General features: G+C 70.9%; 25 protein-coding genes and 1 tRNA gene. 7 read left to right on the forward strand and 19 right to left on the reverse strand.

Annotation, left to right across the window (positions count from 1 at the left end):
- Positions 1–70: 70 nt before the first annotated feature.
- Positions 71–712, reverse strand: coding sequence for a vitamin K epoxide reductase family protein (locus OG974_RS18820; protein WP_371643817.1), 642 nt, complete (start codon positions 710–712; stop codon positions 71–73).
- Positions 713–904: 192 nt separating this feature from the next.
- Between OG974_RS18820 and OG974_RS18825 the strand changes: the two genes are divergently transcribed.
- Positions 905–1,687 carry a DUF6227 family protein gene (locus OG974_RS18825; RefSeq protein WP_327283858.1) on the forward strand — a complete coding sequence of 261 codons (783 nt, stop codon included), beginning with the start codon at positions 905–907 and terminating at the stop codon, positions 1,685–1,687.
- Positions 1,688–1,750: 63 nt separating this feature from the next.
- On the opposite strand, the gene pfkB is transcribed toward OG974_RS18825, so the two are convergent.
- The 3 genes from pfkB to OG974_RS18840 all read right to left on the reverse strand — a co-directional run bounded on the left by pfkB (position 1,751) and on the right by OG974_RS18840 (position 5,096).
- Positions 1,751–2,701, reverse strand: a complete 951-nt coding sequence (gene pfkB, locus OG974_RS18830) for a 1-phosphofructokinase (protein ID WP_327283859.1) — start codon at positions 2,699–2,701, stop codon at positions 1,751–1,753.
- Entirely contained in the window at positions 2,698–3,456 is a 759-nt protein-coding gene (locus OG974_RS18835) for a DeoR/GlpR family DNA-binding transcription regulator (protein ID WP_371643819.1), read from the reverse strand. The genes pfkB and OG974_RS18835 overlap by 4 nt, the downstream gene beginning before the upstream one ends.
- A 143-nt stretch (positions 3,457–3,599) precedes the next feature.
- Entirely contained in the window at positions 3,600–5,096 is a 1,497-nt protein-coding gene (locus OG974_RS18840; protein WP_327283861.1) for an MFS transporter, read from the reverse strand.
- A gap of 64 nt (positions 5,097–5,160) precedes the next feature.
- Here OG974_RS18840 and OG974_RS18845 point away from each other — a divergent pair, with 64 nt between their 5' ends.
- Positions 5,161–6,117 (forward strand): YafY family protein, encoded by a 957-nt coding sequence (locus tag OG974_RS18845; protein WP_327283862.1) that lies wholly within the window; start codon positions 5,161–5,163, stop codon positions 6,115–6,117.
- Between the two features lie 68 nt (positions 6,118–6,185).
- On the opposite strand, the gene OG974_RS18850 is transcribed toward OG974_RS18845, so the two are convergent.
- The 3 genes from OG974_RS18850 to OG974_RS18860 form a co-directional block, all read right to left on the reverse strand.
- On the reverse strand, positions 6,186–7,163 hold the full coding sequence (locus OG974_RS18850) for a sigma-70 family RNA polymerase sigma factor (protein ID WP_327283863.1): 978 nt from the start codon (positions 7,161–7,163) through the stop codon (positions 6,186–6,188).
- A 463-nt stretch (positions 7,164–7,626) separates the two neighbouring features.
- Positions 7,627–9,168 (reverse strand): MFS transporter, encoded by a 1,542-nt coding sequence (locus OG974_RS18855; RefSeq protein ID WP_327283864.1) that lies wholly within the window; start codon positions 9,166–9,168, stop codon positions 7,627–7,629.
- A gap of 93 nt (positions 9,169–9,261) precedes the next feature.
- On the reverse strand, positions 9,262–9,966 hold the full coding sequence (locus tag OG974_RS18860; RefSeq protein ID WP_327283865.1) for a TetR/AcrR family transcriptional regulator: 705 nt from the start codon (positions 9,964–9,966) through the stop codon (positions 9,262–9,264).
- Positions 9,967–10,210: 244 nt separating this feature from the next.
- Between OG974_RS18860 and OG974_RS18865 the strand changes: the two genes are divergently transcribed.
- Together OG974_RS18865 and OG974_RS18870 are read left to right on the forward strand one after the other, a co-directional pair.
- The gene (locus OG974_RS18865) at positions 10,211–11,488 is read left to right on the forward strand and encodes a M6 family metalloprotease domain-containing protein (RefSeq protein ID WP_328763022.1); all 1,278 of its coding nucleotides are present in this window, start codon (positions 10,211–10,213) and stop codon (positions 11,486–11,488) included.
- Positions 11,489–11,535: 47 nt separating this feature from the next.
- On the forward strand, positions 11,536–12,015 hold the full coding sequence (locus OG974_RS18870; protein ID WP_327283867.1) for a RidA family protein: 480 nt from the start codon (positions 11,536–11,538) through the stop codon (positions 12,013–12,015).
- An 8-nt stretch (positions 12,016–12,023) separates the two neighbouring features.
- On the opposite strand, the gene OG974_RS18875 is transcribed toward OG974_RS18870, so the two are convergent.
- The 7 genes from OG974_RS18875 to OG974_RS18905 all read right to left on the reverse strand — a co-directional run bounded on the left by OG974_RS18875 (position 12,024) and on the right by OG974_RS18905 (position 18,650).
- Positions 12,024–12,899 carry a xanthine dehydrogenase family protein subunit M gene (locus OG974_RS18875; protein WP_328763023.1) on the reverse strand — a complete coding sequence of 292 codons (876 nt, stop codon included), beginning with the start codon at positions 12,897–12,899 and terminating at the stop codon, positions 12,024–12,026.
- Between the two features lie 277 nt (positions 12,900–13,176).
- Complete coding sequence (locus OG974_RS18880) at positions 13,177–14,496, reverse strand: MATE family efflux transporter (protein ID WP_328763024.1); 1,320 nt, start codon at positions 14,494–14,496, stop codon at positions 13,177–13,179.
- Positions 14,493–15,035 carry a hypothetical protein gene (locus OG974_RS18885; RefSeq protein WP_328763025.1) on the reverse strand — a complete coding sequence of 181 codons (543 nt, stop codon included), beginning with the start codon at positions 15,033–15,035 and terminating at the stop codon, positions 14,493–14,495. Before OG974_RS18885 ends, OG974_RS18880 begins: the two co-directional genes overlap by 4 nt.
- Entirely contained in the window at positions 14,974–15,792 is an 819-nt protein-coding gene (locus tag OG974_RS18890; RefSeq protein WP_327283871.1) for a DUF692 family multinuclear iron-containing protein, read from the reverse strand. The genes OG974_RS18885 and OG974_RS18890 overlap by 62 nt, the downstream gene beginning before the upstream one ends.
- On the reverse strand, positions 15,792–16,946 hold the full coding sequence (locus OG974_RS18895) for a DUF692 family multinuclear iron-containing protein (protein WP_327283872.1): 1,155 nt from the start codon (positions 16,944–16,946) through the stop codon (positions 15,792–15,794). The genes OG974_RS18890 and OG974_RS18895 overlap by 1 nt, the downstream gene beginning before the upstream one ends.
- Positions 16,947–17,300: 354 nt before the next feature.
- Positions 17,301–17,546: a hypothetical protein gene (locus tag OG974_RS18900; RefSeq protein ID WP_327283873.1), complete on the reverse strand. Its 246-nt coding sequence runs from the start codon at positions 17,544–17,546 to the stop codon at positions 17,301–17,303.
- 105 nt (positions 17,547–17,651) lie between these two features.
- Positions 17,652–18,650, reverse strand: coding sequence for a LuxR C-terminal-related transcriptional regulator (locus tag OG974_RS18905; protein ID WP_327283874.1), 999 nt, complete (start codon positions 18,648–18,650; stop codon positions 17,652–17,654).
- Between the two features lie 146 nt (positions 18,651–18,796).
- On the opposite strand from OG974_RS18905, the gene OG974_RS18910 reads away from it, so the two are divergent.
- Together OG974_RS18910 and OG974_RS18915 are read left to right on the forward strand one after the other, a co-directional pair.
- Entirely contained in the window at positions 18,797–19,162 is a 366-nt protein-coding gene (locus tag OG974_RS18910; protein ID WP_327283875.1) for a hypothetical protein, read from the forward strand.
- A 106-nt stretch (positions 19,163–19,268) separates the two neighbouring features.
- Complete coding sequence (locus OG974_RS18915; RefSeq protein ID WP_327283876.1) at positions 19,269–19,484, forward strand: hypothetical protein; 216 nt, start codon at positions 19,269–19,271, stop codon at positions 19,482–19,484.
- 126 nt (positions 19,485–19,610) lie between these two features.
- Here the strand turns inward: OG974_RS18915 and OG974_RS18920 are convergent, their stop codons facing one another.
- Both OG974_RS18920 and OG974_RS18925 read right to left on the reverse strand, forming a co-directional pair.
- Entirely contained in the window at positions 19,611–20,483 is an 873-nt protein-coding gene (locus OG974_RS18920; protein ID WP_371643826.1) for a hypothetical protein, read from the reverse strand.
- Positions 20,484–20,524: 41 nt separating this feature from the next.
- The gene (locus tag OG974_RS18925; RefSeq protein ID WP_328763032.1) at positions 20,525–20,776 is read right to left on the reverse strand and encodes a hypothetical protein; all 252 of its coding nucleotides are present in this window, start codon (positions 20,774–20,776) and stop codon (positions 20,525–20,527) included.
- Positions 20,777–21,111: 335 nt separating this feature from the next.
- On the opposite strand from OG974_RS18925, the gene OG974_RS18930 reads away from it, so the two are divergent.
- A tRNA-Arg gene (locus OG974_RS18930) sits at positions 21,112–21,184 on the forward strand.
- Positions 21,185–21,253: 69 nt separating this feature from the next.
- Here OG974_RS18930 and OG974_RS18935 read toward each other — a convergent pair.
- From OG974_RS18935 to OG974_RS18945, 3 genes are all read right to left on the reverse strand, one after another.
- Positions 21,254–21,487 (reverse strand): sortase domain-bontaining protein, encoded by a 234-nt coding sequence (locus OG974_RS18935; protein WP_328763034.1) that lies wholly within the window; start codon positions 21,485–21,487, stop codon positions 21,254–21,256.
- A gap of 393 nt (positions 21,488–21,880) precedes the next feature.
- Complete coding sequence (locus OG974_RS18940; RefSeq protein WP_327283879.1) at positions 21,881–22,084, reverse strand: hypothetical protein; 204 nt, start codon at positions 22,082–22,084, stop codon at positions 21,881–21,883.
- Between the two features lie 98 nt (positions 22,085–22,182).
- On the reverse strand, positions 22,183–24,147 hold the full coding sequence (locus OG974_RS18945; RefSeq protein ID WP_371643829.1) for an MFS transporter: 1,965 nt from the start codon (positions 24,145–24,147) through the stop codon (positions 22,183–22,185).
- Positions 24,148–24,183 lie beyond the last annotated feature (36 nt).

Consider the following 24,183-nt stretch of genomic DNA (forward strand, 5'->3'; position numbering starts at 1 on the left):
CCGCCCGTGGAGCGGCGCAAGAGGGCCCCGGCAGCCTCCAGCTGCCGGGGCCCTCTTGCGCGCCGGGCCGTCACCCGGTCCAGAAGTCCCACCACCGGGTGAGGATCAGCATCCCGATCACGCCGATGTGCAGGGCCGGCGGGGCCCAGCCGAACTCGGTGCAGAAGCCCCGCACCGGCCGGGGCACGGGCAGCGCACCCGTACGGACGTTGTGGGCGGTGACCGCCCAGAACATCAGCAGCGTGGCCACCCAGGTCAGGCAGCACCACAGGCAGAGCGCGTTGATCTCGTACAGCGACTGGACCATCAGCCAGGTGCAGAAGCCGACCCCGAAGGCCGTGCCGGCGTTCAGTCCCAGCCAGAACCAGCCGCGGTAGCGCGCGCCGGCGAGCAGGCCCGCGCCGACGCACACGACGACTCCGAACGCGACCAGCCCGAGCAGGGGGTTGGGGAAGCCGAAGGCCGCCGCCTGGTCGCTCTTCATGACGCTGCCGCAGGAGACCACCGGGTTCAGGCTGCAGGCGGGCTTGAAGTCCGGGTCCTCCAGCAGGAGGAACTTGTCGAGGGTGATCACCCAGGAGGCGAGCACTCCGGCGGCGCCGGTGAACGCCAGCAACCAGGCCAACGTCCTTGGGGTGGCGACCGGTTCGTCCTCGTGTTCACTTCCGGGCCGCCCCTGCTGGCGGGGAAGGTCCACTGTTTTCGTTGCCATACGGCCCATGTTCCCGCGCTCCGGCACAGACCCGGGCGAACCATGCACATCCCTGCGCAAGTTGACCTGAAGGGGTGGCGGGAACCCCGGATGCTTCCCGGACGTTTTACCGAACCCCGGACGTGATGTCAGGCCCAGGGGCTACGTTGAGCTTCCGCGAAGTCACTAGCTGCGACGGCCTGGAGACCCACCTTGAGCGATCCGTACGAGACAACCGAGGCGCACCTCGATCGACTCCTGGGCCGCGCCCTCAACTCCTTCGACCTGCCGGACCGGTTGGTCGAGCGCCTCGGCACCGCGCTCGCCCACAGCTCTTCCCTGTACACCACCCACCACAGCCCGGCGGCGGGACCGTGGCGGGAGACCCACCGGCACACGTACCTGCTGTCCGACGGCGGTTCGGCGTCCTTGTGGGAACTGGTGTACCGGTTGGAGGGCGACCGGACGATCCGGCACGAGGTCTTCGTGAACAAGGCGGAGACCTGCCTGGCCGTGGCCCGGCTGTTCGGCGACACCCCGGCCGAGGCTGCGTTCGACCCGGCGCTGGATCCGGTGTTTGCCGCCGCCGAGGAGGAGTCGGACGACGATGCTGCGGCGCTGAGCGCACTGTTCGCGGCTGTCCCGCCGGCGCAGCGGCACCGGGAGTACGCAGTGGAGGACTCCGCCGACCACGCCCGCCGGGTGCTGCGGCGCGCGGAGAACCCGGACCGGCCCGGGGAACGGACGGCGCTGCTGCTGAAGTCGGCGTACGCGCACCAGATCACCCAGGCGTTCGGCACGCGGCACTGCATGGCGGACGGGCGGGGCGCCGGATTCAGCCTGTACGAGCACTCGTTCGTGCTGCTGGACGGGAGCGAGCTCAGCCTGTGGGAGGTCGAGCACACGGCGACGCCGGACGGGCGGCACATGTGCGAGGTGTACGAGAGCGAGCCGGCTGCCCGCGGGGCGATGGAACTGCGCGCGCAGGTGCGCTGAGGCCTGACCAGGACTGACCCGGCCCGACCAGGACCGACCCCCTACCGACCCGGAAGGCGGGTCCTAGTAGAGGGCGCGGGTGGACAGGGGCTGGTCCGGGGGCGGGTTCTCGGTGATGCGGACCGTCTCGGGGCGCAGGTCCGCGGGCGTCGGCATCGCGCTGCCGGGGAGCTGGACCGCGGCCGCGCCGTGGGCCAGGGCCGAGGCGAGGGCCTTGGGTCCCGTTCCGCCCGCGATGAGGAAGCCGGCCAGGGAGGCGTCGCCCGCGCCGACGTCGCTGCGGACGGCGGTCACGGGGGCCGTGCCGTGGAAGGTGCCCTCGGCGCTCACCAGGAGCTGGCCGTCCGCGCCGAGCGAGGCCAGCACCGCGCCCGCGCCCCGGGAGCGGAGCTCCTGCGCCGCGCGGACGGCCTCGCCCAGGGTGGTCAGTGGGCGGCCGACCGCCTGGGCGAGCTCGGAGGCGTTGGGCTTGACCAGGTCCGGGCCGGCCGGCAGTGCGGCGGTCAGCGCCGGTCCCGAGGTGTCGAGTGCGACCCGGGCGCCGGCTCCGCGGGCGCGGGCGACCAGGTCGGCGTACCACTCGGGCGGCAGGCCCCGCGGGAGGCTGCCGCAGGCCGCGATCCAGGAGGGGCCGCCCGCGGCGGTGCGGACGGTCTCCAGCAGGAGGGCGGACTCCTCCGCGGTGAGTTCGGGGCCGGGCGCGTTGATCTTGGTGAGGGTGCCGTCCGGTTCGACGATCGAAATGTTGGAGCGGGTCTGCCCGACGATGGTCACCGCGGTGACGTCCACGCCCTGTGCGCCCAGCAGTTCGGCGATCAGTGCACCCGGGTAGCCGCCGAGCGGGAGGACCGCCGTCGTGAGCGCTCCCGCCGCGGCCACCGCGCGGGAGACGTTGACCCCCTTACCCCCGGGGTCGACGCGGTCGCCGGTGGCGCGCAGCACCGCACCGCGGTCCAACGAGGGGACCTCGTACGTCCGGTCGAGGGAGGGGTTCGGGGTGACGGTGAGGATCATACGAGCACGACTTCCGTACCGGCGGCCTCGATGGCCGCCTGTTGTGCGGGGGCGAGCCCCTGGTCGGTGATGAGGACGTCCACGTCCGCGAAGGAGCCGAAGCACGCGAAGTGCTCCCGGCCCGCCTTCGAGGAGTCGGCGAGCAGTACGACCCGGCGGGCGGCTGCCATCGCGGCCCGCTTGACGGCGGCCTCCGCGAGGTCGGGGGTGGTCAGGCCGTGCGCCGTGAAGCCGTTGGCGGCGAGGAAGGCTACGTCGGCGCGAATCTCGGCGTAGGCGCGCAGGGCCCATGCGTCGACGGCGGCGCGGGTGCGGTGGCGGACGCGGCCGCCGACGAGGTGGAGGTCGATGCCGGCGTGGTCGGCGAGCCGGGCGGCGACGGGCAGCGCGTGGGTGACGACGGTGAGCACGGTGTCGACGGGCAGTGCGGCGGCGAGGCGGGCGACGGTGCTGCCCGCGTCGAGGACGATGCTGCCGCCTTCGGGGAGTTCGGCGAGGCCCGCGGCGGCGATGCGGTCCTTCTCGTCGGCGCGGGTGGCGTCGTGCTCGGTGAGGTCCGGTTCGATGTCGAGGCGGCCGGCCGGGATGGCCCCGCCGTGCACGCGGCGGACCAGGCCGGCCCGGTCCAGGGACGTGAGGTCGCGGCGCACGGTCTCGGCGGTGACCTGGAAGCGCTCGGCGAGGGAGAGGACGTCGATGCGCCCCGCCTCGCGGGCGAGGCGGAGGATCTCCTGCCGGCGCTCGGGTGCGTACATGTGGGTTCGTGTCCGTTGGGGATGTCCGGGTGTCCGACTATGGAAATTATGCCCCACCATGAGCCGGTATGCCATGAAACCAAAGCAAACGGGCATGTCCGCCAACAGAAGCGGACATGCCCGTCAGGGGGAGCGGGAGCCGGTCAGCCGGCCGGGACCGCCTCCGCCTCCGGGGCGGCCTGGGCGCCCTGCTCGCCGCCCTCGCGCTCCTCCATGGGGATCTGCTTGCGCGGCAGCACGAACATCACCGCGAAGATCGCGACGAGCACGGCCACGACCCACCACAGCGCGCCGCGGAAGGCGTCGACGTACGGTGCGCCGAGGACCCGGTCGTCGTCGATCGATCCGAAGAAGACGACGGAGGTCAGGGCGAGCCCGAGCGCGTTGCCCATCTGGCCGGTGGTGTTGATCAGGCCGGAGGCCGAGCCGGCGTGCTCGCGCGGCACCTGGGACAGGATCGTGTCGTTCAGCGGGGCCACGATCAGGCCCATGCCGATGCCCATGACGATCAGCGGGGCGGCCATCTGCCAGGAGGCGATGTGCATGCCGTAGCGCTCGGACTCCCAGATGTAGAGGAGCAGGCCCGCGGCCATGGCCAACGCGCCGGCCTGGAGCACCTTGCGGCCGAAGCGCGGGACGAGCTTCTCGACGGAGAGGCCGGCGGCGACGGAGACGGCGATGGAGAAGGGGATGCCGGTGCTACCGGCGCGCAGGGGGGACCAGCCGAGGCCCATCTGCATGTAGAGCGTCCAGACCAGGAAGAAGATGCCGGTGGCCAGGCCGAAGGTCAGTTGGACCGTGATGCCGCCGGCAAAGCTCTTGATCTTGAAGAGGGAGAGCTCGACGAGCGGGGAGCCATCCTTCTTGATCTTGTACTTCTCGTACGCGATGAAGGCGGCGAAGACGAGCGGCGACGCGATCATGCAGACGAAGCCCCACAGCGGCCAGTCGTTCTCCCGCCCCTGGGTGAGCGGGAAGATCAGCATGACCAGCGCGAGGGTGGCGAGGACGACGCCGACCAGGTCCAGGCGCAGGGCCTTGGGGGCCTTGGACTCCGAGATGAACTTGCGGCCCAGGATCACGGCCGCGATGCCGACGGGCAGGTTGATCAGGAAGATCGTGCGCCATTCGAGGCCGAAGAGGTTCCACTCGGTGAGCAGCGCGCCGAGCATCGGTCCCGAGACCGCGCCGAGGCCGACGATCGCGCCGAACATGCCGAAGACCTTGCCGCGCTCGTGCGGCGGGAAGGTGACGTGGATGATCGCCAGGACCTGCGGGACCATCATGGCCGCCATGCCGCCCTGGAGGAGGCGGGAGGCGACGAGCATGGAGGGGTCGGCGGCGACGCCGCAGAGCAGCGAGGCGGCGGTGAAGCCGGCGACGCCGACGAGGAAGAGGCGCTTGCGGCCGTAGATGTCACCGAGACGGCCGCCCGTGATCAGGCCGGCGGCGAAGGCGAGCGCGTAGCCGGCGGTGATCCACTGGATCGCGCTGGTCGATGCGCCGAAGTCCTGGCGCATGCTGGGTATCGCGATGTTGACGATCGTGACGTCGACCAGGTCCATGAAGGACGCGGTCATCACGATGGCTAGCGCCAGCCAGCGGCGGCGGTCGGCGGACGAGGTGGTCTCGGAGGTCATGAAGAGAAACTTAGACGGGATCTAGGTCAGTTGATGTCCTATTTCTCATGGCAATCTGGATCGTATGACCGACACGCCGGCACGGCTGCTCACCCTGCTCTCCCTCCTCCAGACCCCGCGCGAATGGCCCGGCAGCGAGCTGGCGGAGCGGCTGCGGGTCAGCCCGCGGACCATCCGGCGCGACATCGAGAGGCTGCGGGAGCTGGGGTACCCGGTCGAGGCCACGCTGGGCGCGGACGGCGGGTACCGGCTGGTGGCGGGGGCCGCGATGCCGCCGCTGCTGCTGGACGACGAGGAGGCGGTGGCGATCGCGGTGGGGCTGCGGGCGGGTGCCGGGCACGCGATCGAGGGCGTCGAGGAGGCGTCCGTACGGGCCCTCGCGAAGCTGGAACAGGTCCTGCCGGGGAGGCTCCGGCACCGGGTGGGCGCACTGCAGTCGGCCACGATCGCGGTGACCCGGGGGGACGGGGCCACCATCGACCCGCGGACCCTGACGACGATGGCGGCGGCCGTGGCCGGGCCGGAGCGGCTGCGCTTCGCGTACCGGGCTCGGGACGGGATGGCCTCGCGGCGGCTGGTGGAGCCCTACCGGCTGGTGAGCACGGGGAGCCGGTGGTACCTGATGGCGTACGACCTGGACCGGGGGGACTGGCGGACCTTCCGGGTGGACCGGGTGGCGGAGCCCTTCGCGACGGGCGCGCGGTTCACGCCGCGGGAGCTGCCGATGGAGGCGGCGGAGTTCGTACGGCGCGGGATGCGGGGCGGGGAGACGTACGCGGTGGACGTGTCCTTCGAGGCCCCGGCCGATGTCCTGCCGGTGTGGCTGCAGCAGCACGCCGAGCCCTCCGGGTCCGAAGGGGGCTGCCGGGTTCGGTTCCGGAGCTCGGAGTCCCCGGAGTGGACGGCGGCCCGCCTGGCGTTGACCGCGATCCCCTTCACCGTCCACACCCCGGACTTCCTGGCCTCCGCGGCCCGCGCGCTGGCGGCCCGCCTGACCTCTGCGGCGCCCCCGCAGGGGTAGCGCAGAGCCCCCGGCGCCTGGGGGGGTAGGCGCCGGGGGCTCGTTCGGGGGGCTTCGCCGAGGGCCGGTCAGGCCACTGCGTCGAAGCCGGTGTCGCGGGCCATGCGCTTCAGTTCCAAAAGGGCGTGCTTCTCGATCTGGCGGATCCGCTCACGGGTGAGCCCGTGCTGCTTGCCGACCTCCGTCAGGGTCCGCTCGCGGCCGTCTTCGATGCCGTACCGCATCTTGATGATCGAGGCCGTGCGCTGGTCGAGCTTGCCCAGCAGGTCCTCCAGCTCCTCGCTGCGCAGCAGGGACAGGACGGACTGCTCCGGGGAGACCGCGGAGGTGTCTTCGAGGAGGTCGCCGAACTGGGTCTCGCCCTCGTCGTCCACGGACATGTTCAGGCTGACCGGGTCGCGGGCCCAGTCCAGTACGTCGCCCACGCGCTTCTCCGTCGAGTCCAGCTCGGCGGCGATCTCCGCGTGGTCCGGGTCCCGGCCGTTCTCGCGGTTGAACTCGCGCTGGATGCGGCGGATGCGGCCGAGTTCCTCGACGAGGTGGACGGGGAGGCGGATGGTGCGGGACTGGTCGGCGATGGAGCGGGTGATGGCCTGGCGGATCCACCACGTGGCGTACGTGGAGAACTTGAAGCCCTTGGCGTAGTCGAACTTCTCGACGGCGCGCACCAGGCCGGCATTGCCCTCCTGGATCAGGTCGAGCAGGGGCAGGCCGCTGCGCGGGTAGCGGCGGGCGACGGCCACGACCAGGCGGAGGTTGGAGCGGATGAAGATCTCCTTGGCGCGCTCCCCTTCCGCGGCCAGGGCTTCCAGCTCCTCGCGCGCCGGCGTCTCGCCCTCGCACTCCGTCTCACCGTCGAGGATCTGCTGGGCGTACACGCCCGCCTCGATGATCTGTGAGAGCTCCACTTCCTTGGCCGCGTCGAGCAGCGGGGTACGCGCGATCTCGTCCAGGTACATGCCCACCAGGTCGCGGTCTGCGATCTCCCCGCCCACAGCGCGGGCGCTGCCCCTGGACTGACGACGGGCGACGGCGCGGGTTGCCATGCGTGCTCCCTTGCAATGAGTTAGGTCGCGGTGCGGCTGCTGGAACGCGGCTCCGCGTCCCTGGACACTCTCCCGAGTGCCCGCTTCCGAAGGAAACAACGACTGGAATCGGGACAGAATTCCCACGCCGATCCCTCTTTTTCGAGATCTTGCAGTATCCTGCCCCGCCATCCCTCCCCCACGGTCGGGGCGGAGGCTGTCAGAACCTCGGGACGTGCAGGTCAGGCCCACGTTCGGGGCCGATGCGAAAGCCTTCGCCGCTCCGTCCGACCACCGCGTCCGTGAGACCGCCGTCACACTCCGCGGCCGGCGCCGCGGCCGCACTCCGCCCCTGAAGACGGCTGCCGCCGGCTTCTGGTTGCCCGGACAAGCAACCCATTACCGACAAGACGAAACCCCGCATCGTTCGCATGTGAACGATGCGGGGTCTTCAGTCATTACCGGGGGTGTACCCCGAAGCGCGTCAGTGAGCGATCACCGGGATCTTCACGTCGGCGTCCGCACCCGCGCCGTCACCGGAGGCGACCGGACCGCCGGCACCCGGGCGGCCCGTGGTGATCAGCGTCAGGGCGATGGTCGCACTGGCGGCGAGGATGCCGACCGCCCACCAGATGGCGCTGGAGTAGCCCTCCACCATCGCCTGGGCCTGGACCAGCTTCGCCGCCGGGCCGCCGGCCGCGACCTCGGCCGCGTGGTCGGTCAGGTACGCGGTCGTCGCCGAGGCGGCGATCGTGTTCAGCAGGGCGGTGCCGATCGCGCCGCCCACCTGCTGCGAGGTGTTGACCATGGCGGAGGCGACACCGGCGTCGGCCGGGTTCACCCCGTGCGTGGCCAGCGACATGGCCGGCATGAACGCCGTGCCCATGCCCAGGCCGAGGAGCAGCTGCGCCGGCAGGATCAGCGCCGGGTACGAGGACCCGACCTCCAGCTGGGTGAGCAGCAGCATGCCGGTGGCGGCGAGCAGGAAGCCCGGTCCCATCAGCAGTCGGGGCGCGACCCGGGTCATCAGACGGGCGCCGATCTGGGTGGATCCCGTGATCATGCCCGCGATCATCGGCAGGAAGGCGAAGCCGGTCTTGACGGGCGAGAAGCCCTTCACGACCTGGAGGTAGTACGTGAGGAAGAGGAACAGGCCGAACATCGCGATGACGGCGAGGCCCAGGGAGAGGTAGACACCGCCTCGGTTGCGCTCCAGCAGGACGCGCAGCGGCAGCAGCGGCGACCTCACGCGGGACTCGACGTACACGAAGGCCCCGAGGAGCGCCGCCGAGCCGACGAACATGGCGACGGTGACCGCGTCGGACCAGCCGGCCGACTCGGCGCGGGTGAAGCCGTAGACCAGCGCGACCAGTCCGAGCGTGGACAGGACCACGCCGGGAATGTCGAGCGGGGCGCGGTTGCGGCTGCCGGCGGGTTCACGGATGACCATCCAGGCACCCGCGGCCGCGACGATCGCGAACGGGATGTTGACGAAGAACGTCCAGCGCCAGTTCAGGTACTCGGTGAGGAAGCCGCCGAGGATCAGGCCCACGGCGCCACCGCCACCGGCGATCGCACCGTAGATGCCGAACGCCTTGGCGCGCTCCTTGGCGTCGGTGAACATGACGGCCAGCAGGGACAGGGCGGCCGGCGCGAGCAGTGCGCCGAAGGCGCCCTGGAGGGCGCGGGCACCCAGCATCATCGCCTCGCCGTTGGCGGCGCCGCCGAGCGCGGAGGCCAGGGCGAAGCCGATCAGGCCGACGGTGAAGGAGTTCTTGCGGCCCCACTTGTCGGCGATGCGGCCGCCGAAGAGGAGCAGCCCGCCGAAGGCCAGCGCGTACGCGGTGATGACCCACTGGCGGTTGCCGTCGGAGATGTCGAGGTCGGTCTGGGCCGACGGCAGGGCGATGTTGACGATGGTCGCGTCGAGCACGACCATCAGCTGCGCCAGGGCTATGAAGACGAGCGCCTTCCAGCGACTGGGGTCGGCAGCAGCCGGCGCGAGGGTCGCGGCTGTTTTTGGCATGGGGGTACCCACTTCACTATGCGGAATGACTGAAAAACAACGTTAAAGACTGCTATGAAGGCTTTGCGACGCTAGTGGGCGCGGCCCCGGGCGTCACATGGTTTTCTGCCTCAGGTCCTCCAGCGTGGCCGCCGAGCCCGGCAGCTCGGAGCGGGCCGGCGCCTGCAACCCGTCCAGGAACAGCTGGAGATGGCGGTGGACGAACCCGTCCACGTCCAGGCAGGCGATGCCCGGCAGCGGCCGGCTGAGTTGGGAGAGGGCGACCATCAGGTCGCCGACGCCGACGTCCGTACGGATCAGCCCGGCCTGCTGGCCGGCCTTCACCAGGGTCTCGACGGCTTCCGCCAAGGCTTCGCGGGCCGCGATGAGTTCGGGGTGCTCCCGGTCGAAGTCCCCGGAGAGCATGGGGCACAGAGCGCCGATCCGCTCGTCGGCCGCGGCGTGCGTGAAGCGGCACAGCGCGGCGAAGGCGTCGGGCTCCTCGGCCAGGGAGTCCTCGGCCTGGGCCGTGACCCGGTCCATGACGAAGAGCACGACGTGGTGGACCAGTGCGGCCCGATCGGGGAAGTGCCGGTAGAGGGTCGCGTTGCCGACGCCCGCCCGGCGGGCGACCTCGTCGAACGGCGCTCCCGAGCCCTGCTCCACGAACACCTCGCGCGCCGCCACCAGGATCCGCTCGCGGTTGCGGACGGCGTCCGCGCGCGGCCGCGGGACCCGGGTGGGCGCCACGGTCGAAAGGTCCACGGCGGCCGCCTCCGGGGCGAACGCGTCCGCCTCAGGGGTGGTGGGGCGCTTCATTCGGGGCCTCCTGGGCCTGGAGCTCGTATCCGCCCCCAAACGGGGAGCTGGTCCCCGCTTTGCGGGACTCCCATACAAACGGGGATCGAGTCCCCGGTTATTTCACTCTCCCGTGTGACCTGGGTCATACCTCGATTCCCGTTCGGACGCACCCGACGCGCGGGCGCGCCGCAGCCGACGGAGGGTGATCGCACAGAGCGCAGTCCGGGCCCGGCCGGCTGCCGCGGACCCGAAGGCGATCTCCATGCCGCAGACCCGCCACCGGATACGCACACCACGCCGCGCCGGCGCCTACATCGGCCTCACCGTGCTGGCCCTCGGCATCACGGCCACCGCGAGCACCGGGATATCCGACCGGGGCCACTCCGCGGCCGGGCCCGTGGCCACGACCGCCGAGTCCGCGCTGGCGCCCTGCCGGATCACCGGCACGATGGGCGTCCAGATGTCCGAGGGCCTGCCGACCCCACCCGGGTACTCCCGGTCGACCGGCGAGGTCCGCGCCCTGAACCTGATGATCGACTTCCCGGACGCCAAGGGCGAGGGCACCGCGCTGGACCGCCTCGCGGAGTTCTTCCCCCAGACCTCCGACTGGTTCCGCACCAGCTCCTACGGCCGGCTCAGCTACCGGGCCGAGGCGCCGATAAGGACCTGGCTGCGGATGCCGATGCCCTTCGCCGCGTACGGGATCGAGCGCGGATCCGCGTACGAGCCGGGCTACCGGCAGCTCGTCGAACACATCGTGAAGGCCGCCGACTCCGAGGTGGACTTCAGCCGCTACGACCTGGTCAACATCCTCGTCACACCGAACGCCGGACCGTCCGCCCTGGACACCGTGCTCTCGGTGACCTTCTCGGGCAACGCCGAGGCCCCGATGGCCGACGGCGTGCCGCTCGCCAACACGTCCTTCGTCTACAGCCGCCAGGACGACGGCTCGGGCACCTACCGGGAAACCGGCTACCGGGTGCTCCCCCACGAGAACGGGCACGTCTTCGGACTGCCCGACCTGTACACCACCGACGGCGGCGGAACGGTCGGGCACTGGGACATCATGAGCGAGGACTGGGGCGCCAACAACGACCTCCTGGGCTGGCACAAGTGGAAGCTGGGCTGGCTGGACAGCTCACAGATCAGCTGCGCCGCGAAATCCGGCATCAGCGACCACACCCTGACCCCGTTGGCGGTGGAGGGCGGCACGAAGCTGGCCTTCGTACCGCTGTCGGAGACCTCCGGATACGCGGTGGAAGTGCGCACCCGGGCCGGGAACGACGAGGCCGTCTGCAAGCCCGGCGTCCTGATCTACAAGGTCGACTCCCAGGTGGACACCGGCCGCGGGCCCGTCGCCGTCTCGGACAGCGCGGTCGGCAGCGGCGGCTGCACCCGGCGGCCCAACGTGCACGGCGAACTGTCGGACGCGCCGTTCCGGCCGGGCGAGACCTTCACCGACGACAAGACCGGCGTCAGCATCTCGGTGGTCGGCGAGCTGCGCAACGGCAGCTTCCAGGTCCGGATCACCCGCCCCTGACCGCTACTGACCGACCCGGACACACACGACACCCAAGGAGACTCCGTATGACCGGCACCCCCGAAGAACGCCTCGCCGCGGCCGGGCTCACCCTCCCGAAGGCCCTCGCCCCGCTCGGCGCGTACGTACCCGCGCTGGTCAACGGGCACTACGTGTACACCTCCGGCCAGCTCCCGATGGTCGACGGTGCGCTCCCGGTGACCGGCAAGGTCGGCGCCGAGGTCACCGAGGAGCAGGCCAAGGGCCTGGCCCGGCAGTGCGCCCTGAACGCGCTCGCCGCGATCGCCTCCGTCGCCGGCGACCTGTCGGCCGTCCGGCGCGTGGTCAAGGTGGTCGGCTTCGTGGCCAGCGATCCGCGGTTCACCGGGCAGCCGGGCGTGGTCAACGGGGCCAGCGAGGTCTTCGGCACCGCCTTCGGCGACGCGGGCATCCACGTGCGCAGCGCGGTGGGCGTGGCGGTGCTGCCGCTGGACGCGCCGGTCGAGGTGGAGGTCGTCGTGGAGCTGCACACCCCGATGGGCGTCTGACCTCGACGTCACGTGCCGCCGTTGCCGCGGTACTCCTCCCAGGCCCACAGCAACTGGCGGCGGGCCAGGACGCCGACGGCGTGGCGCCGGTACCGGGCGGTGCCGCGCACGTCGTCGATCGGGTTGCAGTCCGCGCCCGCGAGGTCCCCGAACTGCTTCGCGATCGACGGGGTGATGACCTTGCGGGACTCCCAGAACCCGCCCTCGTCGAGGGCCGCGGCCAAGAACTCCTCGGCCGTCTTCGCCCGGATCGGGGTGGGCGCCGCCGAGCCGATGCCGGTACGAACGCTGCGGGTCGCCGGGTGCAGGGCCAGCCCGAAGGCGCAGACGGCGATGACCATGGCGTTGCGGGTGCCGACCTTCGAGAACTGCTGGGGGCCGTCCGCCTTCGCCACGTGCACGGCCCTGATCAGCTCGTCGGGGGCGAGGGCGTTGCGCTTGACCCCGGTGTAGAACGCGTCGATCGGGATCAGCCGGGAGCCCCGTACGGACTCCACCTCGACCTGCGCACCCGCGGCGAGCAGCGCCGGGTGCGCGTCCCCGGCCGGGGACGCGGTGCCGAGGTTGCCGCCGACGCTCCCGCGATTGCGGATCTGCGGGGAGGCGACGGTGTGCGAGGCGAGGGCCAGGCCCGGGAGCTCCGCACGGAGGTGCTCCATGATCTGCGCGTACGGGACGGACGCGCCGAGCCGTACGACGTCCCCGCCGGTCTCCCATTCCCGCAGCGGGCCGATGCGGTTCAGGTCCATGAGGTACTCGGGCCGGCGGTGGTCGAAGTTGATCTCGACCATCACGTCGGTGCCGCCGGCGATGGGCACGGCGGTGGGGTGCTCGGCCTTGGCGGCGAGCGCCTCCTCCCAGCGGGCGGGACGAAGGAAGTCCATGCATGTCCCATGGACCAACTCGTCCGACCGCAAACCGGATGACCCGGAATTCCCCCGCTCATCGCGCCCGGCCGGGAGTCATTGAAGTCGCATGAGCGAGCGGGAACGTTCTTCGACCACGGAGGAGGCCGCCGCGCGGGTCAAGAGCTACACGCCCCCTGCATGCGCACGGGGCGGGACGGGCGTGGCTGGGAGCCGCGGGGGACGGCGGATGAGGGGAGCCCGGTCGCGGAGCGGTGCCGGGGGCGGTGCCGCTCCCGGAACCGCTGCGACCCGGTCACCGGTGAGCAGCGTGAGGGACGCCGAAGGACGGCGCCGGTGGGCGTCGTGGTGCGGCGGCTTGCAGCAGCCAGTAGTTGACCGCGCAGCCCAGCGCGATGCCCGACCAGGCGAGGGCTCCGTTGTCCGTCAGCAGGCCCGCGAGGAAGACCGGCAGGGCGATCCCGAACTCCTGGAGCAGACGCAGGCGCAGCACCACGCCGAAGCGGTCGGCGGCCTTGTGCCGGCCTTCGGCGGTGGCGGCCAGGAGACGGAAGGGGAAGGCGGCGGCCTGTCCGACCATCAGCCAGGTGAACCACGTCGCGGCCGGGCCGTGCAGGCCGTAGAGCCAGGGCAGCACCGTCCAGGCCGTGCTCGTGACGAGGACGCAGACGCCTGCGGATGCGGCCAGGACGCATCGACGCAGGTGCCGCCATTCCTGGGGGGAGGGGTCCGCGCCCTTGCAGACCATGCCGGTCGCGTTGACCAGCGCGGTGATCGGGATGTGTAGCGTCGCCGTGAGCACGGCTCCTGCGGAGAACGCGGCGAGCCGGTCCGCCCACGAGGCGTTGAGGGTCAGGGCGAGGACCAGGAGCAGTTCGAAGCCGATCGCCGAGAGCATGTGTCCCCACTCCGTGAGCATGGTGCGCGCCACCTGGCGCAGCCAGCGTGCACTGTCACGGAGCCGGAGGGGGACGGAGAGGTGATCGCGCAGCAGCCATACGGTGACGGCGCATTCGAGGGCGGCGATGGCGGAGGTGGCGGCGTAGGCGCCGGCGAAGCCGAGTCCGAGTCCGTGCACGAAGAACAGGTCGAGCGCGGCGTTGGCGACGACGGCGACGGCGTACAAGGTGAGGAGGGGGCGGGAGCGCCGGAGCGCGAAGAGCGCCATGGCGCCGACGAACTGCGCGAGGCGTACCGGGGTGGCGATCAACAGCCACAAGAGGGCTGACTGCGTGTTGTCGCGGACGCCCGGTGCGGCGACCAGGGCGTCCACGAGGTACGGCAGCACGGCCAGGCCGACCACCGCGATGAGCAGCCCGGCGGCCGTGGCACCGACCAGCCCGCCCTGCACCGCGCGCCGGCGGGCGTGGGCGGATACGGCCCCGGCCACGGACAGCCCGACGACGGGACCCATGGCCATGGCGGTGATCGAGTCGAGGAGGAGCAGGCGCTGCGGTACGGCCGCGGCGGCCACGGCCTGCTCGCCCAGGGTGCTGATCACCCACAGGTCGGTCTGGGCAATGGCCTGGCCCATGACGGACGCCACCACCATGGGTCCCATCAGGGCGAGGACGCGTCGGCCCAGCGACGGGGTGGGGGTGGTCGCGCCGGTCACAGCGGGCTCCAGTCGAGGGCGGCGAAGTCACCGGAACGGGAGAGCGACCACCGGATGCCCGGTGCCGGCTCCAGCCCCGGCACCTGGGCGAGTTTCACGCGGCCGCGTTCCAGGGGTGAGCGCCCCTTCAGTGCCACGACGACTTTGGGGGCGGTGGTCCCGGTGGTGAGGGCCAGGCCTCGTTGCCGGTGCTCCGGTGAGGCGAACCAGCGTGCGGCCGAGGCTGCGAGCAGTTCGATGTGGTCCTGCGGCTGGAGCGCGATGCCTTCGTTGTTCAGGAATTCGAGGAAGTGCAGGTGCATGCGCCAGTCCAGGCGCCTGCCCGCCGCCACGGCCCACTCCAGGAAGGCCTCGTAGAGGTCGGTGGTGTCCGGCAGGCGTTCGGCCAGCTGCGGGATGCGGTCGAAGAGCTGGTGCCAGCGGATGCGGAGCGCTTCCTGGGCGATCAGCCGGTCACGGGATCCCGGGGTGAGGGAGTCACGTGCGGTGGGGCTGATGCAGGCGTTGAGCCGCGACGACTGCGGCGCGCGTGCGGTCAAGGTCCGTTCTCCATTCGTCCAGGTCGTGGTTGGCGTCGCGTTCGACGACGAGCGTGGCGTCCGGTGCGGCGCGTCCGGCGAACAACGTCACCAGGTCGAGGGTGTCGTCGCTGACGGAGACGTCGTGGCTGTCGACGATGAGCGAGGGGGCCGCCGGGGAGGGGCTGTAGCCGGCCAGGTGGAACCTGCGGCCCACGCCCGGGACGTCGGCCCACGCGGCGGCGGGCTGACCGGTGTTGAGCTGGGCGACCATGGCGTTGGACACGTCCATGAGGACTTCGCATCCGGTCGCTTCGGTGAGCTCGGCGTAGGCGCGGGCCTGGGGGATGTCGGAGGCTGTCTGCGAGGGGAAGTTCTCCACGGCGAGGGTGGTGCCGAGCTGGTCCTGCCACGCGCGCACGGAGTCGATCACCGGCTGCCAGGCGGCGTAGTCCACCTCCAGGGCGACGGGCAGCGGCTGGCCGTTGTGGGAGAAGTGGGCGATGTGGTCGCTGACGTAGAGCAGGCCGCAGTCCGCCTGCCACTGGTTCACCAGGTTCAGGTAGTGGTCGAGGCGTGCCCGGTCCGGGTCCAGGAACCGGGAGAGCATGATGTGGCAGCCGACCGGGAGGTCACCGACCGTGCGGCGGAACTCCTTCGGGTCGAGGTGGGCGAAGCCGTCGATCAGGACCTCGACGAAGTCGATGTGCCCCGAGTCGCGCAGCTGGCAGGCCATCTCAAGGGTGTCCGGCGAGGTCACATTGACACCGATCAGCATCAGCGCAGCTTCTCCTTGGCGTAGGCCAGCAGGTCCTGGGGGGCGCTGACCGCCCCATGGCGTTCGGCCGGGGGTATTTCGTCGAGGTTGAGGACGATGCGCTTGCCGCGCGCGCGGACGTCGGCCACCCACTGGTCGAACAGTTCGACGTAGGACAGGCCGCGTTGTTCGGAGGCCTCTGCGAGGCCCGGGATCCAGCCCTTGCACAGCTGGCGGAGGTAGGCGCGGCAGTAGGGGACGCCGTAGTCGTGCGGCTCCGCGTCCTTGGCTCCCGCGATGCCTGCCTGCTGGTGCCGTTCCAGGAACGATGCCGCCCGGGCGAAGTCGGCGTAGTACTGGTCCGCCCGCTCCGTCCAGGTGATGTCCGCGTGTTCGACGATCACGGTGACGGGCTCGGTTTCCGTGATCAGCCGCTGGCTCAACACGGTGTCCAGCAGCGACCACACGCCTTCGTGGACCGCCTCGGAGTGGCCGTCGTGGAGGGTTCCGTCCCGTCCCGTGCGGACGCCCGACAGGTGCAGTTCGACCACCTGGGACCAGGGGATCGCGCCGAGCAGCACCTCCACGGGGACACCGCAGTTGACGGCGTCGATGTAGAGGTGGGCCAGGTCGACGATGAGGCCGGACCCGGTGTTCTCACAGATGCGCGTCACCGCCTGCCAGGCGTCCAGGATGCCCCGGGCGGAGGCGGAGTAGCAGTTGGCGTTCTCCACCCAGACGGGCAGGCCCGAGGTCTCGTGGAGGTCGGTGAGGAAGCGGACGGCGCGTTGCTCTTCCTCCTTCGTGCCGGTGAAGTACGAGTGGAGTCCGAAGGAACCGCCGCCCAGGGCCCGGTCGCCGGTGACGTGCACTCCGATGGAGGTCGGCTTGTTGCGGCGGGTGGCCGACTGCTCCATCACGTAATCGATGTAGCGGGCCTGTTCACGCGGGCCTTCGCAGATCGCCGTACGCCCCAGGTGGAGGGAAAATTCCGGGATCGCCGGCACCCCGTCGAGGCTCTCCCATTTCCGCCACTCGTTGAACCCGAACTCCAGGAAGGGGCTTTCGCCGACGAGGGCGAGCCTCCTGGCCGGGTCTGGGTCGATCAACCCCGGAGTGAACGCCCCACCCACTCGCAGGAGGTCGTCGCGGACCGGCTGGACTGTCGCTTGCATTTCTTTTCCTCTCCCCTGTTTCCCCGTACGGCGCGGGCGCGCTCCGAATTCGGAGCGCGCCCACACAATTGCTCAGCCCTTGTTGTAGCTGCCGCAGGTCAGGGCCTCCTCCATGACCTCGATGTCCTGAATGTCGATCATTTCCTTCACCTCCTCACCTGAATACGATCCGCTGGCCACACACTCGCCGGGCAGGGATCACCCTGCGCAGACTCAGCCCTTGTTGTAGCTGCCGCAGGTCAGAGCCTCCGCCATGACCTCGATGTCCTGAATGTCGATCATTTCCTTCACCTCCTCACCTGAATACGATCCGCTGGCCACACACTCGCCGGGCAGGGATCACCCTGCGCAGACTCAGCCCTTGTTGTAGCTGCCGCAGGTCAGAGCCTCCGCCATGACCTCGATGTCCTGAATGTCGATCATTTCTTTCACCTCCTTGTCCGGATGTGGCATATCGGTGGAGCGAAAGCTTTTCGGGATTCCTTTTACGGCCCCCCGGTTTCGCCGGTGTCGGCCGGTTCTCCCTGCCGATGCCTCTACTGTGCCGGTCCCCAAGGACCACTGGAAGGGCTTTCCGGTGGACGGATTCTGCAGTGGCATATCCCGTCCACCTCCACCTGCCACGGGGAAGGAAAAGGGGCACCGAACGACGGAAAGCCGCGTCCCGGCGGGACGCGGCTTTCGTACGGGGGACCGGGAAGGGGCTCAGACGCGGGTGGCGGGGAGCCAGCCGTTCTGCACGGCGTGCGCGCCGGCCTGGAAGCGGCTGCGGGCCTCCAGGGCCTCCATGAGTTCGGCGGCGATGCGGCGGGCGGTACGCGGGGAGACACCGAGGCGTTTGGCGATGGCCTCGTCGGTGAGGCCCTGGAGGAGCATGTGGAGGGACTCCCGGTGCTGGCGGGTCAGTCCGTCCATGTTGCGTTCCACGGCGGTGCCCAGCGGGTTGGCGCTCTGCCAGACGCTCTCGAACAGGGCGCACAGCGCGGCGATGGTCCCCTCGTAGGTGAGGACGACCGCGCCGGTCTGGGCGTCGTTGGTGTCGAGCGGGAGGACGACCTCGCGGCGGTCGGAGATGATCATCCGCACCGGCAGGGTGGGAGCGGTGCGGACCTGTCCGCCGTGGCGGTGCAGCCAGTCCACGTGGTCGAGGGTGGGCTGGTGGTTGCGGACGCTGTCGAGGTAGACGGTGCGCATGGTGATGCCCCGGTCCAGGAGCGCGGCGTTGGGGCCGCGGCTGGCTTCGAGGTCGGCAGCGCTGTGGGCCCCGCCGGGCGCGAACGTCATGATCTCGTGGCGGGTGTTGGCGGCCAGCCGTGCCAGCCGGTCGCGTATCTCCTCCGGCCCTTGGAGGCTCTCGGCCCCGGCGGTGGCGCCCCGCGGTCGCATCGCCGAGCATTCGGCGATGAGCTGCGCGGCGGCGGCCCGGGAAGCCTCCACCTTCTGCTGGTGGGCGGCCAGTTCGGCCTGCTGGCGGGCCAGCAGCAGTTCCATGGCGTCTTCGGGGTTCAGCGCACGGAACCCGATGCCCTCCTGGGACGAGGGCTGGACCAGTGCGAGGCGGCTGAGCCGGTCGAGGCAGGCGCGCAGGTCGCTCTCAGGAAGCACGAGCCGCTGGGCGAGCGCGGTCACCCCGTCCTTGGGGTGGGCGAGCAGGGCCCGGTAGACGCGTTCGGCCTCGGCGTCGAGCCCCAGCAGTTCCAGCATGGTGATACCCCCCGATATTAGTACACGTGCGCCTGCAGGGAACCATACGAAGGCGCGGAGCGCCTCCTGGTCGGTTTCTGTTTTGGCATAAACAGTCCCCTGTGTCGGCCTGTACTGCGGGGGTGGGCGCTGCCCAGGATGGCCGCATGTATCTCGTGCATGTCCGACTTCGAGCCCCGGATCAGACCTCCCTTCCCCCGGACGCGGCACAGCTGTTCCTGGGGTGCGCCCTCGACGGGGAAGGCCTGGAACACGTCAGTGCGCACGGCGATGCGGTGGGCGGTCCGGTCGTTGGCTTCTACCTCACCGCGCCCTCACTCGCCCTCGCGGAGCGGGCCGCGTCAGCCATCTGCCACCGCGCGCTCCTCGCGCATCCCTCGCTCGCCGAAGTGGAAGTGGTGTCCTTCGGCGCGGCCCTGGTCCCGCAGCACTGGAACGCACTCCTGCGATCCGATGGACGGGATATGCAGATGCAGGATCCGTCCACCACGAACCCCTTCCACCCGTTCTGACGGCCCAGCAGAGTAGGGCCATCGGCCGGGGGAACCAGCCGGGACCGGGAACCGGGCAGGTGCCCGGGGACGTAACAGAAGCAATTGCGCTCTCAAGGGGAAACCGATGTCCACGCTCGTCACTCGAATCGCCAAGACCGCGGCCGCAGCCGTCATCGCCGTCGGTGCTCTGGGTGTGGCGCATTCGTTCACCACCGGGGAGCCGTCGGAATCGCGCCACTCCTCCGCCTCCGCCTTCGACTTCACTTCGGTGACCATTCCGCTGGACCCGGCCCCCCTTCGGGACAAGTCCGACATCACCGATGTCACCTGGGGCCACTGACGGCGGGCGGGGCGAGGGGGCGTCCGGAACGCTCACCAGACACCCACCACACGGTTCAAGACGGACAGCGAGTCTCCGCCGGACATGCAGATCACCGCGTGGGTGACACGGCTCCGGTGCCGATGATCACCGGCCCTCAGTTTCCCAAGGTGCGGGATTCGGGCGGCGGTGCCACCACCAGCCGACCGGGGTCTGCTCTGAGGATCCTCCCGCCAGTTCCCTGCGGAGGCTCCCTGACGGGTCGTCCTCTGTCGCAGCGACGAACCGCCCGTCCAGCTGTTCCAAGGCCTCGTCGAGCAGCTCGGTGACGTCACGAGGCAGGCGGGCACCGATTCCGGCCAGCTCGTCGCGAGATTCCAGCCGCTCCCGGTAGAGGTGGGCCGGGTACCACCCCGATGGTGCCCACGCAGATTCCATTTGCGTGATGACCCTCTCCCACACCACCAGGTTGCCCTTCGCGGTCCGGACGGGGCTGCCGGTGCCGTCGTCGAGGGAAAGCCTCGCGAGGCCCGAGGCGGCCTGCCGCACTTTCACCACCGATGCCGCGAACGCCCAGGCCACAGGCGTGTCCGGCCGCTGTTCCCGTACGATTTCGGCGAATCTCGTCACGGTCGCCCGCGGCAGCTGCGGCACTGGAGCCTCGACGGCGGTGACCTCGTAGAAGGGCGGCTCGTCGTCGGAGAGTTCGAGCCGGGCCCGAGTGAGAAGCCCTTCCGGCGTCACGGCCCAGTAGGCACTGGGCGGTGCTTCCTCAGCGGGAAACAGGACGGTCGTCATCACGGCCTTCGCGAACCCCGCGGCGACGTCGGCTTCGGGCGGCTGATCGGCGGCTTCCTCCTGGGCGTACACGTCCAACGACCAAGCCACGTCACCGCGGACCGCCCGGTATTCGCAACTGACGGGCGCGTCCCAGTTCCGGAGGTCGGGGTCGCCGTCAGAATCGGCCACGTCCACGTCACCGACCGCGATGCCGAGGCATCCGGCCAGCGCGAGGGCCATGACCTCGGGGCTGACGGCGTCGATGGTGAGGAGGTTGTACGTCACGGATGCGTCCCGTCGTTGATGGCCATGGCTTTCTCGACGATGCCCGGATGGTTCGTGAATCGGGGATCAAGCAAGCCGATTCCGTCGGTCGAGCCGACCCGGTCCGCCCCCCCAGATGATGCCGAGCCTGGCGCTCCCCCGCGGGAGCAGGCGGGCTCGCCGCTCGGCTCTGCGACGGTCACTGCCCCGGGGCAGTGACCGTCGCCTTCAACCATCGTGATGGCCAGTCCGAAGAGCAGCTTGTTCATCTGACGTCCGCCGTGACGGCCCGTCGGGACCGAACGGACACCCGAGTACGTCGCGCGGCCGATCGGCGAGGCCGACCTCCGCACGGCCTACCAGTCCCGTCGCAGGTCAGCGGCCCTCCGCAGCCTCCACGGGCGCGCTCTGCCTTATGGGGGCGCATCCGCGGAGCACGATCCGCTAGGCTGTCTGCGGTCAGTCGGCTACTCGGCACGTGCGGGAGAAAATGTCCAGCCGGACATCTCACCTACCGCGCCGTGGCACCAGCTGACCAGGGCGTTTGACTCGCCAGGGTGGCGAACCCCACTGGGGTTTCCTCCACGGTTTCCGTCAAGCCCCTGCCTTCGTAGCTCAGGGGATAGAGCACCGCTCTCCTAAAGCGGGTGTCGCAGGTTCGAATCCTGCCGGGGGCACGGCGAGCAAGGGTCGGTTCGGGGAGGGATCCCCGAACCGGCCCTTTTCCGCGTGCCGTTGGGGTGGCGTTACGGAGTCAGGGCGGCGTAGAAGATGACGTCGTTCGTGCGGTGGCCGTCCGTGATTGCGCCGCCGCAGGTGAGCAGGCGCAGCTCGGGGCGCTGCGTCGGGGCGTAGAGCTTGCCGGTGGGGAAGTCTTTCTCGTTGACGTCCTCGATCTCTCGGATCTTGAACTTCGCGGTCCTGCCGTCCTCGCGGGGCACCTCGATCAGATCGCCGGGTTTGATCTCCGTGTCCGCCACGGGGGTGGTGCGGAGGCGTTGCCGACCTCCGGGTCCGGTGGCAGTTCGGCGCCGGCGGCACCGCAGGCGGCCAGGCCGCCCGTGACGGACACGGCGAGCGCCGTGGAGACGATGACACGGCGCGCGCGGGGGCGCGGTGTGCGCCGGGGGCGTGGGTGGGCGGGGGGCGCGGGGGCATGACGTACTCCGGTCCGGGCGGGGGGCGGGTCAGCGCCTGGCGACGGGTCCGACGCTACGAGGGTCACGTTCTGGTCATCCGTCGGGAAGGTGACGGTTGCCCGGATCCCTCCCGGCAGCTCGGACACGCGCCCGGGACATGCGAAAGCCCTCCCGGCGGGAAGCCGGGAGGGCGGGAGGGCGGGCAGTGCGCGTCGCGGGGCGCAGGGCGTGGGATCAGCTCAGGCCTCTGCTGCGTTCGCCGATGCGGTCACCCTGCGGAGTGCCGGCCCGCTTGAGGGCCGCCTTCGTGTGCAGTCCGCCCTTGACCTTGCTGCGCACCGGCCCGCTGAAGCCGTGGCCTGCCGGGCGCGGCGGCACATCCGGCTCCAGGGCCTGGAAGGTCTCTCGGAAATCCCGCTTCTGCTGCTCTTTGCTCATCCCGTCGTCAACTCCCTCGGGAAGCACCCAATCGGACTATTGGGATCGTATGCAGATATGCGGAGCAACGCACCCGGACCGCACGTAAAAACTCCCGATCAAGGACGCGGTGTAGCCAGCCGCTCGGGCTGCCCCGCCAGCCAGCGCGTCAGCTCCTCCGGACACGGCGTCCCGCGCGGCAGCTGGTACTTCGCCGCCACCCGGTACACCCCCGGACCCGGCGCCAGCAGCTCCGTCCACACGTCGCCCGCCGCGTCCGGGGCCGCCTTGAACAGGCACCCGGCCGTGTTCGTGTAGTCCTTCGGCAGCGTTCCCGAGCCCGAGCCGCCACCCCCGCTGCGCGCCCTCGACGCGAACGTCTCCTGCGGCGGCGGCACCGGCTTGCCCGACCCGTCCACCAGCCCCAGCCACGGCGAGTGCGGGATCCGTACGAGCACCCGCCCGGCCGCCTTCACGTCGATGACCAGCTGGTCCGCGCCCGCCCGCACCACCGTGGCCCGCCCGGACACCAGGTCGGTCGGGGCGTCCACCTTGAAGAGCCGCCAGTTCTCGTCGCCCCACACCTGTTGGAGGTACGGGAGCCCCTCGCCCACCAGCTTCGCCTCGTCCTCACCCCCCGAATCGGGTTTGTCGGCCGGCAGCACCACGTAGTGCACGGCCCAGCGGTCCAGCCACTCTCGGTAGCTGTCGGCGGTCAGGGTGTCGTCGTAGAAGAGCGGGTTCCGCTCCAGGTCCGCCTGCCGGTTCCAGCCGCGCGCGAGGTTCACGTACGCGGGGAAGGCCGAGGATTCGCGATGGCTACTGGCCGGGACCACCTCGACCCGCCCGCGCTCGGCGCCCGCCTTCTGCAGCTGGTCGACCAGCGGGGCCAGCTCCCGGTTCCAGGCGGCCACCGGGGTGGTCCGGACGATGTCCGTGATGCTGTTGGTGGTGATCCAGACGTTGATGCCGACGAACGCGAACAGCACGGCGTACCAGTGCCGGGTGCGCGGCACGTCGTAAGGGAGGGCCGCGAGCAGGACCGCCCCGCCGAACAGCATGACCAGCCGGGTGACGTTCGAGCCGACCTGCGAGTCGATCGCCCAGGTCAGCAGCACCCCGAGGGTGTAGACGGCGGAGGCGATCCGGACCGTCTTCCACCGCTTCGGTACGAGGAACAGGATCGCCAGCCCGAAGAGGAACGGCGGCGCTGCCGAGCCCAGCTTCATCGGTTGCGTCCCCGAGAACGGGAAGAGCCACGCCGACAGCCCGACGACCGCCACCGGGGCCAGGCCCAGCGCGTACGCCCCCGGCCGGCGCCCGGACAGGAACAGCGCGGCCGCGATCACCCCGAGGAAGAGCCCGGCGACCGGACTGGACGCGGTCGCGAGCCCGGCCAGCGGGGCCGCCACGGCCGCCTTGGCCCAGCGCCGCTCCGCCCATTTGCGGGGCCAGCAGAACACGGCGGCGACCGCGGCGAGCGCGAACATCGCGCCGAGCCCGAAGGTGACCCGGCCGGACAGGGCGTTGCAGAGCAGCCCGTACACCCCGGCCAGGGCCGGCCACAGCGGCTCGCGGACGGCGCCGCGGCAGCGGGTCAGGATCAGCGCGAGCAGCCCGGCCGAGACCGTTCCGGCGACCATCATCGTGGTCCGCACGCCGATCATGTACATCACGTACGGGGACACCACGCTGTACGAGACGGGGTGCATGCCGCCGTACCAGGCGAGGTTGTACGCCGAGTCCGGATGCCGGCCGACGAACTCGGCCCAGGCGTCCTGGGCGGCCAGGTCGCCGCCGCTGTTGGCGAAGCAGAAGAACCAGACCACGTGCAGGACGGCGGCCAGCGCGGTGGCGACGGCGATCGGGTGCCGGCGGGCCCGTCCGAGGATCCGGGAGACCCAGGAGCCCCCGGGGACACCGGACGCCCCTATGCCGCCGGGCGCGGCCTCGGGCACGTCAGAGGCGGACGCGGATGCGGGCGGGGATGCGGATGCGGATGCGGATGCGGATGCGGACGCACCGGAGCGGCCGGCGGCTGCCGGTGCGCCCCGGCCCTGGCCGTGCTGCTCAGCGGTGGTCACTGCACTACTCCCCGGACTCGCCGGACTCCCCGGATT

The organism is Streptomyces sp. NBC_00597 (assembly GCF_041431095.1).
Taxonomy (GTDB): domain Bacteria; phylum Actinomycetota; class Actinomycetes; order Streptomycetales; family Streptomycetaceae; genus Streptomyces.

What these genes read in the sequence shown, in the direction of transcription:
- OG974_RS18820 (WP_371643817.1), bottom strand. Translation starts at nt 712, where the DNA reads ATGGCAACGAAAACAGTGGACCTTCCCCGCCAGCAGGGGCGGCCCGGA.
- pfkB (WP_327283859.1), bottom strand. Translation starts at nt 2,701, where the DNA reads ATGATCCTCACCGTCACCCCGAACCCCTCCCTCGACCGGACGTACGAG.
- OG974_RS18835 (WP_371643819.1), bottom strand. Translation starts at nt 3,456, where the DNA reads ATGTACGCACCCGAGCGCCGGCAGGAGATCCTCCGCCTCGCCCGCGAG.
- OG974_RS18840 (WP_327283861.1), bottom strand. Translation starts at nt 5,096, where the DNA reads ATGACCTCCGAGACCACCTCGTCCGCCGACCGCCGCCGCTGGCTGGCG.
- OG974_RS18845 (WP_327283862.1), top strand. Translation starts at nt 5,161, where the DNA reads ATGACCGACACGCCGGCACGGCTGCTCACCCTGCTCTCCCTCCTCCAG.
- OG974_RS18850 (WP_327283863.1), bottom strand. Translation starts at nt 7,163, where the DNA reads ATGGCAACCCGCGCCGTCGCCCGTCGTCAGTCCAGGGGCAGCGCCCGC.
- OG974_RS18855 (WP_327283864.1), bottom strand. Translation starts at nt 9,168, where the DNA reads ATGCCAAAAACAGCCGCGACCCTCGCGCCGGCTGCTGCCGACCCCAGT.
- OG974_RS18860 (WP_327283865.1), bottom strand. Translation starts at nt 9,966, where the DNA reads ATGAAGCGCCCCACCACCCCTGAGGCGGACGCGTTCGCCCCGGAGGCG.
- OG974_RS18865 (WP_328763022.1), top strand. Translation starts at nt 10,211, where the DNA reads ATGCCGCAGACCCGCCACCGGATACGCACACCACGCCGCGCCGGCGCC.
- OG974_RS18870 (WP_327283867.1), top strand. Translation starts at nt 11,536, where the DNA reads ATGACCGGCACCCCCGAAGAACGCCTCGCCGCGGCCGGGCTCACCCTC.
- OG974_RS18875 (WP_328763023.1), bottom strand. Translation starts at nt 12,899, where the DNA reads ATGGACTTCCTTCGTCCCGCCCGCTGGGAGGAGGCGCTCGCCGCCAAG.
- OG974_RS18890 (WP_327283871.1), bottom strand. Translation starts at nt 15,792, where the DNA reads ATGCTGATCGGTGTCAATGTGACCTCGCCGGACACCCTTGAGATGGCC.
- OG974_RS18895 (WP_327283872.1), bottom strand. Translation starts at nt 16,946, where the DNA reads ATGCAAGCGACAGTCCAGCCGGTCCGCGACGACCTCCTGCGAGTGGGT.
- OG974_RS18900 (WP_327283873.1), bottom strand. Translation starts at nt 17,546, where the DNA reads ATGCCACTGCAGAATCCGTCCACCGGAAAGCCCTTCCAGTGGTCCTTG.
- OG974_RS18905 (WP_327283874.1), bottom strand. Translation starts at nt 18,650, where the DNA reads ATGCTGGAACTGCTGGGGCTCGACGCCGAGGCCGAACGCGTCTACCGG.
- OG974_RS18910 (WP_327283875.1), top strand. Translation starts at nt 18,797, where the DNA reads ATGTATCTCGTGCATGTCCGACTTCGAGCCCCGGATCAGACCTCCCTT.
- OG974_RS18915 (WP_327283876.1), top strand. Translation starts at nt 19,269, where the DNA reads ATGTCCACGCTCGTCACTCGAATCGCCAAGACCGCGGCCGCAGCCGTC.
- OG974_RS18920 (WP_371643826.1), bottom strand. Translation starts at nt 20,483, where the DNA reads ATGGCCCTCGCGCTGGCCGGATGCCTCGGCATCGCGGTCGGTGACGTG.
- OG974_RS18925 (WP_328763032.1), bottom strand. Translation starts at nt 20,776, where the DNA reads ATGAACAAGCTGCTCTTCGGACTGGCCATCACGATGGTTGAAGGCGAC.
- OG974_RS18940 (WP_327283879.1), bottom strand. Translation starts at nt 22,084, where the DNA reads ATGAGCAAAGAGCAGCAGAAGCGGGATTTCCGAGAGACCTTCCAGGCC.